Origin of the sequence: Neglectibacter sp. X4 (assembly GCF_009917365.1) — a bacterium.
Lineage (GTDB): Bacteria > Bacillota > Clostridia > Oscillospirales > Acutalibacteraceae > Acutalibacter.
In genome coordinates this window covers 38,324-52,736 of sequence record NZ_QWLE01000007.1, presented here as the reverse complement: position 1 = coordinate 52,736, position 14,413 = coordinate 38,324, and the positions used below count along the sequence as shown (strand labels likewise).

14 protein-coding genes are annotated in these 14,413 nt (G+C 59.8%); 1 reads left to right on the top strand and 13 read right to left on the bottom strand.

Features of this window, described 5'->3' with window-relative positions:
* Positions 1–40: 40 nt before the first annotated feature.
* From D1841_RS05430 to D1841_RS05390, 9 genes are all read right to left on the bottom strand, one after another.
* On the bottom strand, positions 41–2,395 hold the full coding sequence (locus tag D1841_RS05430) for an endonuclease MutS2 (protein WP_160642341.1): 2,355 nt from the start codon (positions 2,393–2,395) through the stop codon (positions 41–43).
* Between the two features lie 8 nt (positions 2,396–2,403).
* On the bottom strand, positions 2,404–3,081 hold the full coding sequence (locus tag D1841_RS05425) for an SGNH/GDSL hydrolase family protein (protein WP_160642342.1): 678 nt from the start codon (positions 3,079–3,081) through the stop codon (positions 2,404–2,406).
* 19 nt (positions 3,082–3,100) lie between these two features.
* A complete protein-coding gene (gene recO, locus D1841_RS05420) occupies positions 3,101–3,889 on the bottom strand; it encodes a DNA repair protein RecO (protein WP_201751230.1) in 789 nt (262 codons plus the stop codon).
* Between the two features lie 255 nt (positions 3,890–4,144).
* Positions 4,145–5,074 (bottom strand): GTPase Era, encoded by a 930-nt coding sequence (gene era / locus D1841_RS05415; RefSeq protein WP_160642343.1) that lies wholly within the window; start codon positions 5,072–5,074, stop codon positions 4,145–4,147.
* 20 nt (positions 5,075–5,094) lie between these two features.
* On the bottom strand, positions 5,095–5,481 hold the full coding sequence (locus D1841_RS05410; protein ID WP_160642344.1) for a diacylglycerol kinase family protein: 387 nt from the start codon (positions 5,479–5,481) through the stop codon (positions 5,095–5,097).
* Entirely contained in the window at positions 5,474–5,971 is a 498-nt protein-coding gene (gene ybeY, locus D1841_RS05405) for an rRNA maturation RNase YbeY (protein ID WP_160642345.1), read from the bottom strand. The genes D1841_RS05410 and ybeY overlap by 8 nt, the downstream gene beginning before the upstream one ends.
* A gap of 18 nt (positions 5,972–5,989) precedes the next feature.
* Complete coding sequence (locus tag D1841_RS05400) at positions 5,990–6,949, bottom strand: PhoH family protein (RefSeq protein WP_237076210.1); 960 nt, start codon at positions 6,947–6,949, stop codon at positions 5,990–5,992.
* Between the two features lie 173 nt (positions 6,950–7,122).
* Positions 7,123–8,322, bottom strand: a complete 1,200-nt coding sequence (locus D1841_RS05395) for a sporulation protein YqfD (protein ID WP_160642346.1) — start codon at positions 8,320–8,322, stop codon at positions 7,123–7,125.
* Positions 8,323–8,339: 17 nt separating this feature from the next.
* The gene (locus tag D1841_RS05390) at positions 8,340–8,561 is read right to left on the bottom strand and encodes a YabP/YqfC family sporulation protein (RefSeq protein WP_160642347.1); all 222 of its coding nucleotides are present in this window, start codon (positions 8,559–8,561) and stop codon (positions 8,340–8,342) included.
* Positions 8,562–8,670: 109 nt separating this feature from the next.
* On the opposite strand from D1841_RS05390, the gene D1841_RS05385 reads away from it, so the two are divergent.
* A complete protein-coding gene (locus D1841_RS05385) occupies positions 8,671–9,789 on the top strand; it encodes a hypothetical protein (RefSeq protein ID WP_160642348.1) in 1,119 nt (372 codons plus the stop codon).
* A gap of 205 nt (positions 9,790–9,994) precedes the next feature.
* Here the strand turns inward: D1841_RS05385 and D1841_RS05380 are convergent, their stop codons facing one another.
* The 4 genes from D1841_RS05380 to D1841_RS05365 form a co-directional block, all read right to left on the bottom strand.
* A complete protein-coding gene (locus D1841_RS05380; protein ID WP_160642351.1) occupies positions 9,995–11,647 on the bottom strand; it encodes a PASTA domain-containing protein in 1,653 nt (550 codons plus the stop codon).
* A gap of 181 nt (positions 11,648–11,828) precedes the next feature.
* Positions 11,829–12,554 (bottom strand): 3-oxoacyl-ACP reductase FabG, encoded by a 726-nt coding sequence (fabG, locus tag D1841_RS05375; RefSeq protein ID WP_160642352.1) that lies wholly within the window; start codon positions 12,552–12,554, stop codon positions 11,829–11,831.
* A gap of 9 nt (positions 12,555–12,563) precedes the next feature.
* Positions 12,564–13,292 carry a 16S rRNA (uracil(1498)-N(3))-methyltransferase gene (locus D1841_RS05370; protein WP_237076212.1) on the bottom strand — a complete coding sequence of 243 codons (729 nt, stop codon included), beginning with the start codon at positions 13,290–13,292 and terminating at the stop codon, positions 12,564–12,566.
* A gap of 25 nt (positions 13,293–13,317) precedes the next feature.
* Entirely contained in the window at positions 13,318–14,343 is a 1,026-nt protein-coding gene (locus D1841_RS05365; RefSeq protein ID WP_160642353.1) for an FAD:protein FMN transferase, read from the bottom strand.
* Between the last annotated feature and the right edge of the window lie 70 nt (positions 14,344–14,413).

The following is a 14,413-nucleotide window of genomic DNA, read 5'->3' as shown; positions in this document are numbered from 1 at the left end:
CTTATGAAAAGGCGTGCTTTTTGTATGGGATAGCGGCTGCTTATTTCATTTCCACCACGGTTACGCCGCTTTCGCCCTCGCCAAAGGCGCCCAGCCGGAAGCTTTTCACCTGGGAGCAGCGGCGCAAATGCTGCTGCACAGCGGCCCGGAGCACTCCGGTGCCCTTGCCGTGTATGATGGTCACCTGGGGCACATGGGAGCGGGCCGCCCTGTCCAGGAAGGCGTCCACCTCCATCAGGCCCTCCTCCACGTTCATGCCCCGCAAATCCAGGCTGGTGGCAATTTCCGGCGCGGAGACATTTTTTGTAACAGAGCGCCCCGGCTTTGCCTTGGCCTTCTGGCCCTCCCCGGAAAGCCGCAGGTTTTCCACCTGCACCCGGGTTTTGATAATGCCCGCCTGCACCAGCACCTGCCCGTCCTTGGGGGCCTCCAGCACAGTGGCGGCCTTGTCGATATCGAAAATCACCACGCTGTCCCCAGGCCGCAGTTCCCTGGGAAGCTGGTAGTCATCCCTGCGCCGCTTGCGCACTGGATCCGCAGAGGATTCCAGCTCCCGCAGGCCAGAGCGCAGCCTTGCCTTCTGCTCTGCGGAAAGGGCCTTGTTCTGCTGGCGGCGCAGCTCGTCCAGCTCGTTTAGGAGGGCGTCGGCCTGCTGGCGCGTTTTTTGCACAATCCGGGAAGCCTCTTCCCGGGCCTGGTCGATTTCCCGCTTGGCCCGCTGGCCTGCCTCCGCCTGCCGGGCCTCGCTTTGGCGCATGGTTTCCCGGGCCTGCCGGGCCGCCTTCCGGGCGGCCTCCAGTTCGTTTTCCATTTCCCGGCGGCGCTCCTCCAGCCGCTCTATCACCTGCTCGAAGGAGCTGTTTTCCTCGTTCACCAGCTCTCCGGCCCGGTCTACAATGCGCCCCTCCAGCCCCAGGCGGCGGGAGATGGCAAAGGCGTTGGATTTCCCCGGCACGCCGATAAGCAGCCTGTAGGTGGGCCGCAGGCTTTCCACGTCAAATTCGCAGCAGGCATTTTCCACGCCGTCCGTCTGCAGGGCATAGCTTTTCAGCTCTGCGTAATGGGTGGTGCAGGCCAGGCGCACGCCTTTGCGCCGCAGTTCCTCAATGATGGCGGTAGCCAGGGCCGCCCCCTCCACCGGATCCGTACCCGCCCCCAGCTCGTCCAAAAGCACCAGGCTTTCCCCGTCTGCCACGTCCAGAATGCGGATGATATTCACCATGTGGGCGGAAAAGGTGGAAAGGCTCTGCTCAATGCTCTGCTCGTCTCCGATATCCGCCAGGATGTGCCTGTACACAGGCAGGCGGCTGCCCTCCCCGGCGGGGATCATCAGCCCGCACATAGCCATCAGGGTTAAAAGCCCCAGAGTTTTCAGGGCCACGGTTTTGCCGCCTGTGTTGGGGCCTGTGATAATCAGGGCGTCGAAATCCTGCCCCAGGGCGATGTCTGTGGGCACCACCTTCTCCTTAGCTATCAAGGGATGGCGGGCGCTGTGCAGGTCTGTCCGGCCCTTTTCGTCAATTTCCGGCACCACAGCCTTCATGCGGTAAGCAAGCTGTGCCTTGGCGAAAATCACGTTTAACTGCACAGCAAACTGGTAGCTTTCAATGAGGGAGTCGGCAAAGTCCCCGGCCTCCCCAGAAAGCTCCAGCAGGATGCGGCTGATTTCCTCCTGCTCGTCAGACCGCAGCACCCGGATTTCATTGTTCAGCTCCACCACGCTCATAGGCTCCACAAACACAGTCTGCCCGCTGGCAGAGGTGTCGTGGACAAGGCCCGGCACCTCCCCTCTGAACTCCGCCTTTACAGGCACCACGTACCGCCCGCTCCGCTGGGTGACAATGGCCTCCTGCAGGTGCTTCTGGTGGGTTTGGGAGTGGATAAGCTTGTCAAGCTGCTCCCGCACCCGCACAGCCGCACCCCGGATCTTCCGGCGGATGGCGGCAAGGGCCGGGGAAGCGGCATCCGCCACCTCTTCCTCGCTTTGGATGCAGGTAAAAATCTTTTCCTCCAGGCGCTTGTTGGGCGCTAAAATGTCAAACCGGGGAGAAAGCACTGTGTGCATTCCGGCGTTTTTGCTGTGCCACTGCTGCAAAGAGCGGATGGCCCGCAAGGTGCCGCCAATGTCCAGCAGCTCCCGCAGCCCCAGGCCGCCCCCTGCCTGTGCCCGGCGCAGGGCGTTTGTCACGTTCTTCATGCCGGTAAAGGAGGGCGCGCCAAACTTTGCCATGAGCACAAAGGCCGCGTCCGTCTCCTCCAAAAGCCTGCGCACCTCCCCCGGGGTGTACGCGGGCTTTATGGAGCGTGCCAAGGCCTCGCCGTCCTCACAGGTGGTTTCCTTAGCCACCATCTCTAAAATTTTATCAAGCTCTAAGGCCCAGTAATTTTTGTCCATATTTTCTCCTAAATTCCCAGCGTCTTCACAACGCTTTCAAACATCAGCTTTTGCAAAAAGTCTCCGGGATGCAGGCCGTCGTTTTTACAGCCCTCCCCGAAAATAATATCGTCTATAATAAGCCCATTGGCCTGTAAGTACGCTTGTGTGTCCCCGTACAGATCTACCAGGGGCACGTGGGCCTTCCCCGCCGCTTCCCGCAGGATTTCCACCACCTGGGGCGTATGGTGCAGGCGGTTGGGCAGATATTCGTTTTCCGCCGTGGAGGGAGTAGGGGTCAGCAACACCGCGTATTTGCCCTGGGCCGCCAGCTTTTCCAGCACAGCCGGGGCGTTGCGGGCAAGCTCCTCCATGCCCTCTGGGCGCTTGCGGTCATTCACCCCGAAAAGCAGGAGCACCACCTGATCCTCCGGAGAAACCAGCCGGGGAAGCTGTTCTGCAATCTGGCAGGAAAAGGCCCCGCCGCAGCCCCGGTTTTCCACCCTGCTTTTGGGATACCGCTCCTGCAGGTATTTTTGCAGCAGGCCCCACCAGCTTCTGGGGGCCTCCCGGCGGTAATAAGCGCCTATGGCGTCGGCAAAAATCAGTTCCCCGGTCTGCACCATGCCGGAACTGCCCGAACCCGCGGCAAGGCTGTCCCCAATCACCTTGATCGTACAGCCCTCCTGCAAATATTTTTTCAGCATATGTCTGCCTCCTTAAAGCCTACCGCAAGCTGTTATAAAAATCCAAGGTCTGGGGCCTTTTTTGCAGCACCTGCACGGTATAGGCCTCCACAGTCTCCCCAAGCTCCTTTGCCGCCCCCTCTGAGAGGCTGAAGGAAAAAAGCTTTTCAAAATCCGTGTAGATGATGTGCCGCATGGCGGTCAGCGCCGCCGGGGAGAGCAGGTACCCTTCCCCCCCGCAGGCCTTGCAGCAAATATTCCCCTCCTGCACCTGGAAGGCCATAGGGTCGGCCTCATAGGCCCCGCAGCGGGAGCATCCCACCAGATCCGGCATAAACCCCGCCACAGAGAGCATCCGCAGCTCCACAATGGGCTTTAAAAGAACCTGGGGCTTTGTGCCCTCGCACAAAAAATGCAGGGCGTTGAGCACCAGCCGCAGATAGGCTTCGCTCTCCACCCCTTCGGGCACCAGTTCCGCCGCCAGGGAGCAGAAATACTGCCCCAGGGCCAGGGCGGTGATGTCCTTCCGCAGGCCGAAAAACACCTCGATGGGGAAGGCGTCGTTGATTATGTATTTTTCCCGCCCCTTATACAGGTTCAGGCGGGAATAGCACAAAAGGCCTGTAGCGGCATTTTTGCTGTCTTTCAGGCTTTTGGCCCGCCGGGCAAAGGCCCGCACCACGCCTTCGTCCTTTGTAAGCACGGTAACCAGCCGGTCACTCTCCCCTACCGGCTGTTCCCGGATGATAAGCCCCTGGGTTTTTACCTGCACGCTGTCCCTCCTGTGCCATGCACTGTCCTTCTCCTGCCCGGTTCTTAAGCTGTGCATACCGGATGTAATCCTCTATCTTCCCCGAATGGGCAAAGCATACCCATGCCTGTTTCTCGTCCACAAAGGCTTCCTCCTTCCGGCGCAGGTTTCTGCGCAGGATGTGTTCCTATAAGTTGGGCTTTATAGGAACACATCCAAATTGCTTTGCACAAAAAGTATTTGCAGCTTTGCGCCTGCTATGAAAGGAAAAAATATCTTTGTTCGACAGGCTCCGGCAGAATCCGCGCCCGGTTTGTGCTTAGGACTCCATTCTTAAAGTTCCAGGTTCTGCTGGGAGAAGCCCAGGCTTTGGAGGGTTTGGGGCCTCTGCCGCCAGTCCTCCTTCACCTTCACCCAAAGCTGCAAATTCACCTTGCAGCCGAAAAATTTTTCCAAGTCTCCCCGGGCCATGGTACCGATTTTCTTCAGCATCTGCCCGCCCTTGCCAATAAGCATTCCCTTATGGCTCTGCTTCTCGCAAAAAATCGTCACGTGGAGGGTGAGCAAGTCCCCTTCCTCCTCCATGTGCTCCGTAACGGCAGCCACCCCATGGGGCACCTCCTGCTCAAAAAGCCGCAGCACTTTTTCCCGCACCAGCTCTGCCGCAATCACCTGCTCCGGCTGGTCGGTGAGGGTGTCCTCAGAGAAAAGCCAGCCCCCAGGGGCTGTAAGGCCCCGCAGCTCGGAAAGCAGGGCCTCCATGCCGCTGCCGTCCCGGGCGGAGACAGGCACTACGGCCCGGAAATTATAAAGCTGGCTGTAGCCGGCAATCTGGGCCATCAGCCGGGTCTTGTCCTCCAAAAGGTCGATTTTGTTGATTGCCAGCACAGCGGGCACCCCGGCTGCGCGAAAGCGCTTTATCAGCTCCTCGTCCGCCTTGGACACAGGTGCCCCTGCCTCTGTCACCAGCAGGCAGGCATCCACCCCATCCACTGTGCTGGTGACAGATTTCACCATAAAATCCCCCAGGGAGTTCCGGGGCTTTAAGAGGCCCGGGGTGTCCATAAACACCAGTTGATCCCCCTCCACTGTCAGCACGCCCATAATGCGGGTGCGGGTGGTTTGGGGCTTTGGGGAGACAATGGCGATTTTCTCCCCGATAAGCCGGTTGAGAAGGGAGGACTTGCCCACATTGGGCCGCCCTACAATGGCGATAAGGGCAGAGCTGCCCTCTGCCCCCCTTGAATCGAATTCATATTCCATTTTTAAACCATCCTTATACATTATATATACCGCTGCAGCATCTCAATGCAGCCCAAAAGCCGCGGCAGGAAAACCACTGCGCCCACTGCCGCCGCGAAAACCGCCGCCAGCAGCACAGCCCCTGCCGCTATATCCTTGATTTTTCCAATCTGGGCGTTATGCCCTTCCTCTATAAAGTCGCACAGCCCCTCTATAGCTGTGTTCACAGCTTCGGCTGCCGTCACCATGCCCATGGCAAGCAGCAGGCAGGCCCATTCCTCCCGGCCCACGCCCAGCCACGCCGCCAGAAGCACCACCAGCACACAGGCCCCCAGGTGTACCCGCATGTTCCTCTCTGTCCGCAGGCAACTTCCTATCCCCCGCCCTGCGTCCCTAAAGCTGTGGAAAAACCGCCGCTGCTTACGCATCGGTGTAGCTGCTGCTGGCGGGCAGGCCTAACTGGCTCATCACCAGCTCTTCCTTTTCCCGCATCCGCACCCGGGCAAGGCCCCCGTCCTCGTGGTCATAGCCCAAAAGATGCAGCATGGAGTGGGCCGTAAGATACCCAATTTCCCGCTCTAAAGAGTGCCCGTAAAGATTGGCCTGCTCCATGGCCTTGGGCACAGAGAGCACAATGTCCCCCAAAATTTTTGCCCCGGTTTCATGGTTGACATCATAGTGCCCGTCCTCTCCCATGGGAAAGGACAGCACGTCGGTTACGGCATCCTTGCCCCGGTATTGGCTGTTCATCTCCCGGATCTGCTCGTTATCCACAAAGGAGACGCTGATTTCAGCGGAGTCTGGAAAGTGCTCCAGCAGCAGCACCGCATGGCAGCACCGGCGGATGAGCATCCGCACCCCGGTGGGGATCTTCACTTGCTTCTGGCGGTTGGAAATGATGACCTTTAGCTTCTCCATATGGGTTCTCCCTTTCACTTATTTATTGGCGCGCCCGGCCCGCTCGTAGGCCCGGATAATGTCCTGCACCAGCCTGTGGCGCACCACGTCTTTTTCCGTAAACTTGAAGATGGCAATATCCTCCACCCCCCGCAGCACCCGCACCGCCTCCTTCAGGCCGGAGCGCTTGCCGTCGGGCAGGTCTATCTGGGTCACGTCCCCTGTGATAACCATTTTTGAATTAAAGCCCAGCCGGGTGAGGAACATTTTCATCTGCTCCCCGGTGGTGTTCTGGGCCTCGTCCAGGATGATGAAGCTGTCGTCCAGGGTGCGGCCCCGCATATAGGCCAGGGGCGCCACCTCAATGTTCCCCCGCTCCACATAGCGCTGGTAGGTTTCCGCCCCCAGCATGTCGAAAAGGGCGTCATATAAAGGCCGCAGATAGGGATCCACCTTCTGCTGCAAATCCCCAGGCAAAAAGCCCAGCTTTTCCCCGGCCTCCACTGCCGGACGGGTGAGGATAATGCGGTTTACCTCCTGGGCCCGGAAGGCTGTGACAGCCATAGCTACCGCAAGGTAGGTTTTGCCTGTGCCGGCAGGGCCTACCCCGATGGTAATGGTGTTGTCCTTGATATTGTCGCAATAGGTGCGCTGGCCCACAGTTTTGGGCTTGATAGGCTTGCCCTTGCTGGTGATGCAGATGCAGTCCCCGGCAAGGCGCTGCACCTGCTGCTCACTGTCCTCTGCCACCATGCGGATGCAGTACCGCACGTTTTGCTCCGTAAGGGCTTCTCCGCTGCCAATAAGGGTGATAAGGCTTTGCAGGGTGCGGTATGCCCGGTCTACCTTTTCCGGGTCGTCCCCGCTGATTTTCAGCTCTGTATCCCTGAAAAGCACCTGCACGCCATATTCCTGTTCTATCAGACGCACATTGCTGTCAAAGCTGCCGAAAAGCTCGGCAGCCTGCTCCAGCCTGTCTACATTGATCCTCTGTTCCAAATACACTTCTCCTTGCTTTTTGCCTGCCCTCCGCCTGCGCGGCAGACAAAACCGGGCGGGGCAATTTAAAATCAAGCATAATAACTGTTGTACAGTTATTATACCACAAGGAAAAACAAGTGTTCAAGAGAAAATCCTATGAAATCTGTATAAAATTTATCCCCATCTTCCGTCTAATCCACCAAAACTTTTTGTAGCTCCCCAATTTCTTCCCGGCAAAGGCACTTGGCCTCTAAAATGCACATGCCTTCTGTGAAATGGAATTCCAGCTCTTCCTCCAGCACCCGGCCCCCAGGGGCAATCTCCCCTCGCTGGATTTCCCGCAGCTTTAAAAGGGCCTGGGCCTTCTGCTCCTCCTCTGTTAAAGCCCGCTCCTGCTGGGCGCATACAATCCGGGCTTCCCTCCGGAGGGAAACGGGCAGCTTTGTGCCCAGCGCCTTTAGCGGGTGCTCTTCCCGGTAGGCCCGGCCTTCTCCCGGGGCCAGGGGCAGGCTTAGGGGCAGGCGCAGGCCCAAAAGGTAGAGGGAATAGCTGCTTTCCGTCTCCCCTGTTTCCACCCACTCTTTTTTCATGCCGCTGACCTGCACGGTAAAGGTGCGCCATGTTTCCGCCGTTACACTGCCCCGGGCCGGGCCAGTCACCTGCAGAGGATTGGGGTTCGGCTCTGCCCAGGGATCCTGCTCCTCCTCATACAGCCCGGAAATTAAAAGCTGACCCCGTTCTACCGCTTCCCCCAGCTTTACCTCTGGCCTGCCGCTTTGGGCCTGTATCTCCACCACCTTCCCCTCCCGGGAGGCCACAATGTTTGACCACCCTGCCTCTTCCTCTGGCTGGGGCTTTGGCTCCCCTTCCTTTACGGCAATCTCCGCAAAGCAGCCGTCTGTGCTGATGCCAGCCCAGCTCAGCTCCGGCAGCTCCGATAAAATCCCCAGGGCCGCGCCCCGGGGATTCATCTCTCGCTGGGCACAGCCCTGGTAAAGCCCCTGGCGGGCAGCGGCCTCCAGCACCCTGGAAGGCGGCATAAGCTGTGTCCCTGTCACCGACACCCCCCACAGGAACCCGGAGAGGAACCAGTACAGCGCCCCGCCGCAAAGCGCCCCCAGCAGCAGCCCCTTCCGGGCCTCCAGCCTGTGGATCAAAAAGGGGGCGCCCCGCTTTTTCAGCAGGCGGGGCCTGGACCCGCTGCGCCTGTACACCCCCCGCAGCTTTTTATATTCCCGGGCCTTTATCCGGGCCACAGGCAGCCCCTCCCGGCGGCGGTAGCCCCAAAGCCCGATGCGGCTTTTGGCGGTTATGTTAAAAAATCGGGGGCCGTCCCCCTCCACCTGAAATTCCGCATACCCTGAAAGCAGATGAAACACCTTTTCCAGCAAAGCACCCAGCCCCTTCCCTATACCATATATTCCACCTGGGAAATAAATCCCTCTATCACAGCGGAGTTCTCTGTCAGCCTGCGCAAAGCCAGATCCCGGCCCCCAAAGCGCACAGTGAGCCTGCCCGCCCGCAGGAGGATTTTTTCCGCGTCATAGTCGATAATGCCGTCGCAGCCGTCCACCACAGCGGAGCGGTTGCCTGTAAGCGTAATCAGCGTGCCGCCTTTCCCCTGCTCCATGCCATCCCTCCCAAAAGTTTTTTTGCCGTCGGGTAATAATATGTGTGGCAGGCGGCATGTATCCCCGGTTTTTCCCATATCCTGTAGATGGACAAAGGAGGGGTTCTTAATGGAAATGGCGCGCAGGCTGTGCAGGCGGATACCGGGGGTGCTGGGGGCTTTGGGGGTGCTTCTCCTGGCCATGGCCCTGTTGTCCTTCCCGGAGGAGGTAAAGGACGGGGTGCGGGCAAGCGTGCTGTACTGCCTGACAGCACTCATCCCCTCCCTGTTCCCCTTTATGGTGCTTAGCTGCCTCATGGTGCAGTCCGGGGCCGGGGAGCTGCTGGGCAGGCCCCTGGCCCTCCCCACCCGGTGGGGGTTCCGGCTGCCAAAGTGCTGCGCCGCCCCTGTTATCATGAGCTTTTTAGGAGGATACCCTGCCGGGGCCCGCAGCGCGGCGCTGCTGTTGGAGCAGGGGAAAATCACCCGGGAGCAGGCCGGGCGCATGATGCTTTTCTGCGTGAATCCCGGCACAGCTTTTGTGGTCACCTATTTGGGGGGCGGCGTGCTGGGCAGCTACCAGGCCGGCTGGCTGCTGTTTTTCTCCGTCACCCTCTCCGGCCTTTTGCTGGGCCTGCTTTCCGGCCTGCGGGGAAAAATCCCCCCAAAAAAGCAGGAGGCCCGCCCCATAAAAACAGGCGGGGCGCTGGTGCGCTCTGTCTCCGGTGCGGCTCAGAGCATGCTTATCATGTGCGCCTGCATTGTAAGCTTCGGCGCCCTCTCCACCCTGCTTCACGCCACAGGGGCTTATCAGGCCCTAGTCCGGCTGTTGGACGCTCAAAGCTTCCTTACGCCCCTGGAAACAGCGGCGGCCCTCTCCTTCCTGCTGGAGGTTACCGGCGGCGTGGGGGATGCCGTCCGGTTCCACGCTGGCCTGCCCTTATACGCCTTTGGCCTGGCCTTTGGCGGGCTGTGCGTCCATTTGCAGGTGTTCGCCATGTTCCCCGGGGAGTTCCCTGTGAAAAAGTGGCTTTTCTTCCTGTTCCGGCTGATCCACGGGCTGCTTTCCGCAATCTGCTGCCAGCTTCTGTGCAGGCTGCTGCCCGGGGGAACCCTGGAAACTGCCGCGCCCATAGGGACTGTGCAGGCCTTTTCCGGCACAGCGGCAGGCGGGCTTTCCCTGCTTCTGCTCTGCGCCGCCTTTTTGGTGGCTGTGGGCAAGGAGGGAAATAAGAAGCTGCACCAATAGGCCCCTGCACAAACCTTTTCGGGAAATTTAGTGGGCTTCTGTGTTGGAAATCCTCGAAATACGAAAGTAATCCTTGCGGTTTCCGCCTTGAACCCCACAAAATTTCCTCGAAAATCTTCGCACCAATCCTATCGGTACAGCTTCTGAGAAATACTAAAAAGCCGGCTGGGAAACTCCAGCCGGCCCTTTTTCTTTATTTAGAACTTTATTCTCCGGGAGGCGGTTCGCCCCCTTCTCCCTGGCTGACAGGCTCTCCCCCCTCCGCCTCCGGCCCGGCGCTGACCACCACTGTCACTGTGGCCCCATAGTCCAGGGAATCCCCCGGCTCGTGATCCACATAGCGTATCACATAGCCCGGGCCAATGTCATCGCTGTGCTCCTCCTGGCGCATGGGCACAAAGCCGTTGCCGCTTAAAAGCTCCTGCAGTTCCGCAAAGCTTACGCCTTTTATCTCTGGCAAGGCCCGGGTGGCAGCGCCCTTGCTCACCGTCACCACAATGGTGTCCCCAGGCTTGGCCTCCTCCCCCGCAAAGGGGCTTTGGCTGATAATATTGCCCTCGTCAATGGTGCTGCTGAAAGACCGGGAGGAAATTTTTAGCTGCAGATCATACTCCCCGTCCTTGATTTTCTTCTCCCAGTCCTCATAGCTCTGGTTGAGCATGTTGGGCACCTCTATGGCGGATTGGGCGGCAACCGTACCGTCAAAAAGCTGGCCCAAGTCCCCAAAGGACATGCCCCTGTCCCCCAGCCAGGCTGAGGCTACAATCACCAGGGCCACCAATGTTACCACGCAGGATCCGATAAGCCACGCCACCGGAGGCAGCCCCCGGTTTTGGGGCAGGCTCATGTTGATAGGCGGCAGGCGGCGGATGGCGTCTGTCTGGTCAATTTCCTCCACCAGGGCCGGGGCAGCGGAAAGCTCGCTGCGGAAGCGCTCGAAACTGCCGGTGCGCTGGCCCTGCTTCACCTGCAGGGAGTTGGCAATAGCTGTCACCGCAAAGGGAGGCAGGGTTTTCATCACATCCTTGGCAATCAGCAGCCGGGGATCCTCCAGGCGCTTCGGCGCTTCCTTGGGGGGACGGCCTGTGAGGGCATAGAGCATACAGGCCCCCAAGGCATACACGTCGCTGCCCTCGCTGCACAGGGCCTTGGAGCTGTACTGCTCAATGGCGGCGCAGCCCGGATCCAAATCCGCCGGGATAGGGGATCCGGCCCGCCGGACGGCCTTAATGCAAAAGCCTGTCAGCAGCAGATTGCGCTCCTTCGTCACCCGCAGGGTGTCCGGGGAAATGCCCAGGTGGGAAATGCCCAAGGAGTTGATAAGCCCCAGGGCTGTGAGCACCGGCATGAACATCCGGTTCACTTCGTTCCAGCCCAGCCTGCCGTTGTTTTCAATGTAACTGCGCAGGGACACAGTGGGCGTATAGCGGTAGACTGTATACACTGTGCCGTTTTCCTCGAAAATGTCCAGCACAGACTCTATCACCGTCAGCTCCCGCAGCCGGCTTACGCCCTTCCCCAATTCTAAAAACTCATCAGCATATTTGTCAAACACAGCCTGGTTCTCTTTTCCCGGGGCAACGGACTGATCCTGCCTACGGGAAGCCAGGGGCCGGGGATAAAACTCCCGGATGGTAACGGTTTTCTGGCTGGCACGATCCAGGGCCATGTAAGTGATGCCCTCGCTGTTCATGGAGCGCACCCGCCCGATAACGTACCGGGAGGCCAGCACCGTCTGGAACCGGAGGCCCTCTGTCACCTGGGGCTTGCTGTTGTCCCAGGAACATTCCGGGCAAAAGCTGCCGTCCACCTCCGGACGGTAGCCTGCAAAGCAGTTCATGCATAGTTTGCTTGCCATGTTTCCTCCCAGCCCCCTTTGCCTTCAAAGCCCCCTTGGGCTTATTTCCATAACACGCCGCCAAGCTGCGGCCAAAAAACAAGTATAACAGCTTGTGGCTATTATATCATATGCGCCGGGAAATTACAAGAAAACAGGCAGGGAACCCACAGCTTTTCTCTCTGCCCCTATTCCCCCGCCCTCATCGGAGCAGGAATCCCCCGTTTATGCCCAGGGCCTGCCCTGTGACAAACTCGTTTTCCGCCAGGAACAGGGCCGCGTGGGCCACCTCCTCCGGTGTTCCAGTGCGCCCCAAAGGGGTGTCCTGGGCCAGAACGGCTATGTCCGCCGGAGAAAGGATTCCGTTCATAGGGGTGTCGATTACCCCAGGGCAGATGCAGTTTACCCGGATGCCGGAAGGCCCTTCCTCCTGGGCCAGGGCCTGGGTGAGTCCAATCACCGCCGCCTTGGAAGCGGAATAGGCCGCCTCGCAGGAAGCCCCCTGCTGGCCCCACATGGAACTGACATTGATAATACAGCCGCGCTTCCGGCGAATCATGGGGGGCAGCGCCCGGCGGGTACACAAAAACACCCCTCGGGTGTTCACAGCGAAAACACGCTCCCACTCTGCCAGGGACATGTCTGTGAAAAGCCCCCGCCAGGAAATGCCGGCGCTGTTCACCAGCACGTCTATACACCCGAAAGCCTCCTCTGCCGCCGCGAAAAGGCGCTCTACTTCCTCTTCCCGGGAAACGTCGCAGGAAAACACAGCGGCCCCGGTCTTTTCCGCAAGATCCCTGGCCCGCTCTGGGTGGCTGTGGCACACCATAGCCACCCCGTAGCTCTTTTCCGCGAAAGCCGCCGCCATGGCCCTGCCAATTCCCCCGGAAGCCCCGGTGATCAACACGTTTTTCGCCCGTCCGCCCATATGGCTGCCCTACCCTTCCATTTCGCCCCGCTGGTACAAAATCGCCGCCAAAGCTGCCAGCGGGGCGGTTTCTGTGCGGAGAATCCGCCTGCCCAATGTCAAGGGCTTTGCGCCCATGCTTTCCGCCAGCGCCGCCTCCTCCGGGGTAAAGCCCCCCTCTGGCCCGATAAAGAGGAACAGCCTGTCCCCTGCCGTCTCCAGGGCCTCTTTGAGGCTGTGTTTGCCCTTTTCATAAAAAAAGAGCACGTCCCCCTTTTCTGCCGCCTCCCGGAGGGCCTGCCCAAAGGGTACCGGCTCCCGCACCCGGGGCACTATGCCCCTGCCGCTCTGCTTGGCGGCCTCCAGGGCAATGCGCCGAAGCCGGGCGGTCTTTTTTTCCGCCTGCTTCCTGTCCAGCCTGACCACGCACCGGGCGCTTTCCACCTGCCAAAGGCCACAGGCCCCCAGTTCCACTGCCTTTTGCACCACCGTGTCCAGCTTGTCCCCTTTGGGAAGGCACTGGCACACCGTTATCTGCACAGAAGGCTCTGCCCGGTTTGCCGCGCCTTCGCCCACCTGCAGCCACAGGCCGTCTTTTTCCACCCGCTCCACCACGCCGGGATAATCCGTCCCTGCCCCGTCGCACAGGGTAACTTCCTCCCCAGGCCGCAGGCGCAAAGCCTTCGCCCCGTGAAGGCCCTCCCCGCCGCCTAAAAAGTATGGGCTGGAAGGGGTATCTGTGATAAAAAACCTTGCCATGCCTGCCTCCTTTTCCCGCAAGCTTTCAGGGCTTGTCTGCCGCCAAATCCCCGGGGCTGTGGGGTGTAAAAGCTTCCTCCAGGCCAGGGGTACAGGCTATGCTGCCATCCTCATGGATGAAAAGGGCCTGGGCCGAAAAGCTTTCCAAAAGGGGCTGGCTCTTTTCTTCCCCCAAAACAAAGCAGGCGGTGGAAAGGCAGTCGCTTAAAGCACCGGAACCGCTGCACACAGTTACGGAAACCAGCCCGCTTTCCGCCGGATATCCGGTTTTGGGGTCTATCAGATGGTGGTAGGTGACGCCGTCCTGCTGGAAGGTTTTTTCATAGCTGCCCGAGGTGGACACGAAGCCCTCCTCCAGCTCCAGCACCCCTACCGAGCCGGCGCCCCAGGGATCCCGCACGCTCACCTGCCACAGGGAGCCGTCAGGCTTTTTCCCGTAAAGCCCCACGCTGCCTCCGGCGGCGGCCACGCCTCCTGCAAGCCCTGCCTCCCGGTACACAGCCAGGGCCTTGTCGCAGGCCGCGCCCTTTCCTGCCGCCCCCAGGTCAACCGCCATGCCCTCAGGGAGAGAGGCCCCCTGGGGGCTGAGGGAAAGCTGCCTGTAGTCCACCAATGCCCGGGCCGCTGCCAACTCCCCTGTTTCAGGCAGACGTGGATTTTCGTCAAAATCCCACAGGCGGCTTACCGGGGCGATGGTCACGTCAAAGGCGCCGCCGCTCTTTTCCCCCACCTCCAGGGCCATTTCCAAAAGGCTTTCTGTGGCGGGATCCAAGGGCACAGGGCCGCTTCCGGCGGAAGCGTTTAAGAGGGCGATGTCGCTGTGCTCCCTGCGCCAGGAGATGCGGTTTTCCAGCGCCCCAATCTCCTGGGCGGCCTGGGCGGCGGCTTCTTCTCCCCCTTTGCCGTATACGGTCTGTTGGATATAGGAACCCATGGCAAAGGTGGACAAGGTATAGGGCTTGTCCCTTTCCCCTTGCAGGTAGTAAAGCGCCCCAAAAAGCGCCAGACACACCAAGCCCCCAGCAATCAGGGCGTATTTCTTTTTTCCCATGCCGCTCCTTCCCTCTGACGATTTTCCCACAGAAAAAATGTGAACAGAGTGTGAATAATGATAAAAATCA

Excerpts from the sequence above, each read along its gene's own strand:
- D1841_RS05430 (WP_160642341.1), bottom strand. The coding sequence starts at position 2,395 with ATGGACAAAAATTACTGGGCCTTAGAGCTTGATAAAATTTTAGAGATG.
- D1841_RS05410 (WP_160642344.1), bottom strand. The coding sequence starts at position 5,481 with ATGCGTAAGCAGCGGCGGTTTTTCCACAGCTTTAGGGACGCAGGGCGG.
- era (WP_160642343.1), bottom strand. The coding sequence starts at position 5,074 with ATGGAATATGAATTCGATTCAAGGGGGGCAGAGGGCAGCTCTGCCCTT.
- D1841_RS05370 (WP_237076212.1), bottom strand. The coding sequence starts at position 13,292 with ATGGCAAGGTTTTTTATCACAGATACCCCTTCCAGCCCATACTTTTTA.
- D1841_RS05385 (WP_160642348.1), top strand. The coding sequence starts at position 8,671 with ATGGAAATGGCGCGCAGGCTGTGCAGGCGGATACCGGGGGTGCTGGGG.
- ybeY (WP_160642345.1), bottom strand. The coding sequence starts at position 5,971 with ATGGAGAAGCTAAAGGTCATCATTTCCAACCGCCAGAAGCAAGTGAAG.
- D1841_RS05380 (WP_160642351.1), bottom strand. The coding sequence starts at position 11,647 with ATGGCAAGCAAACTATGCATGAACTGCTTTGCAGGCTACCGTCCGGAG.
- fabG (WP_160642352.1), bottom strand. The coding sequence starts at position 12,554 with ATGGGCGGACGGGCGAAAAACGTGTTGATCACCGGGGCTTCCGGGGGA.
- D1841_RS05365 (WP_160642353.1), bottom strand. The coding sequence starts at position 14,343 with ATGGGAAAAAAGAAATACGCCCTGATTGCTGGGGGCTTGGTGTGTCTG.
- D1841_RS05425 (WP_160642342.1), bottom strand. The coding sequence starts at position 3,081 with ATGCTGAAAAAATATTTGCAGGAGGGCTGTACGATCAAGGTGATTGGG.
- recO (WP_201751230.1), bottom strand. The coding sequence starts at position 3,889 with ATGCACAGCTTAAGAACCGGGCAGGAGAAGGACAGTGCATGGCACAGG.
- D1841_RS05390 (WP_160642347.1), bottom strand. The coding sequence starts at position 8,561 with ATGGAGCAGGGGAAAGGCGGCACGCTGATTACGCTTACAGGCAACCGC.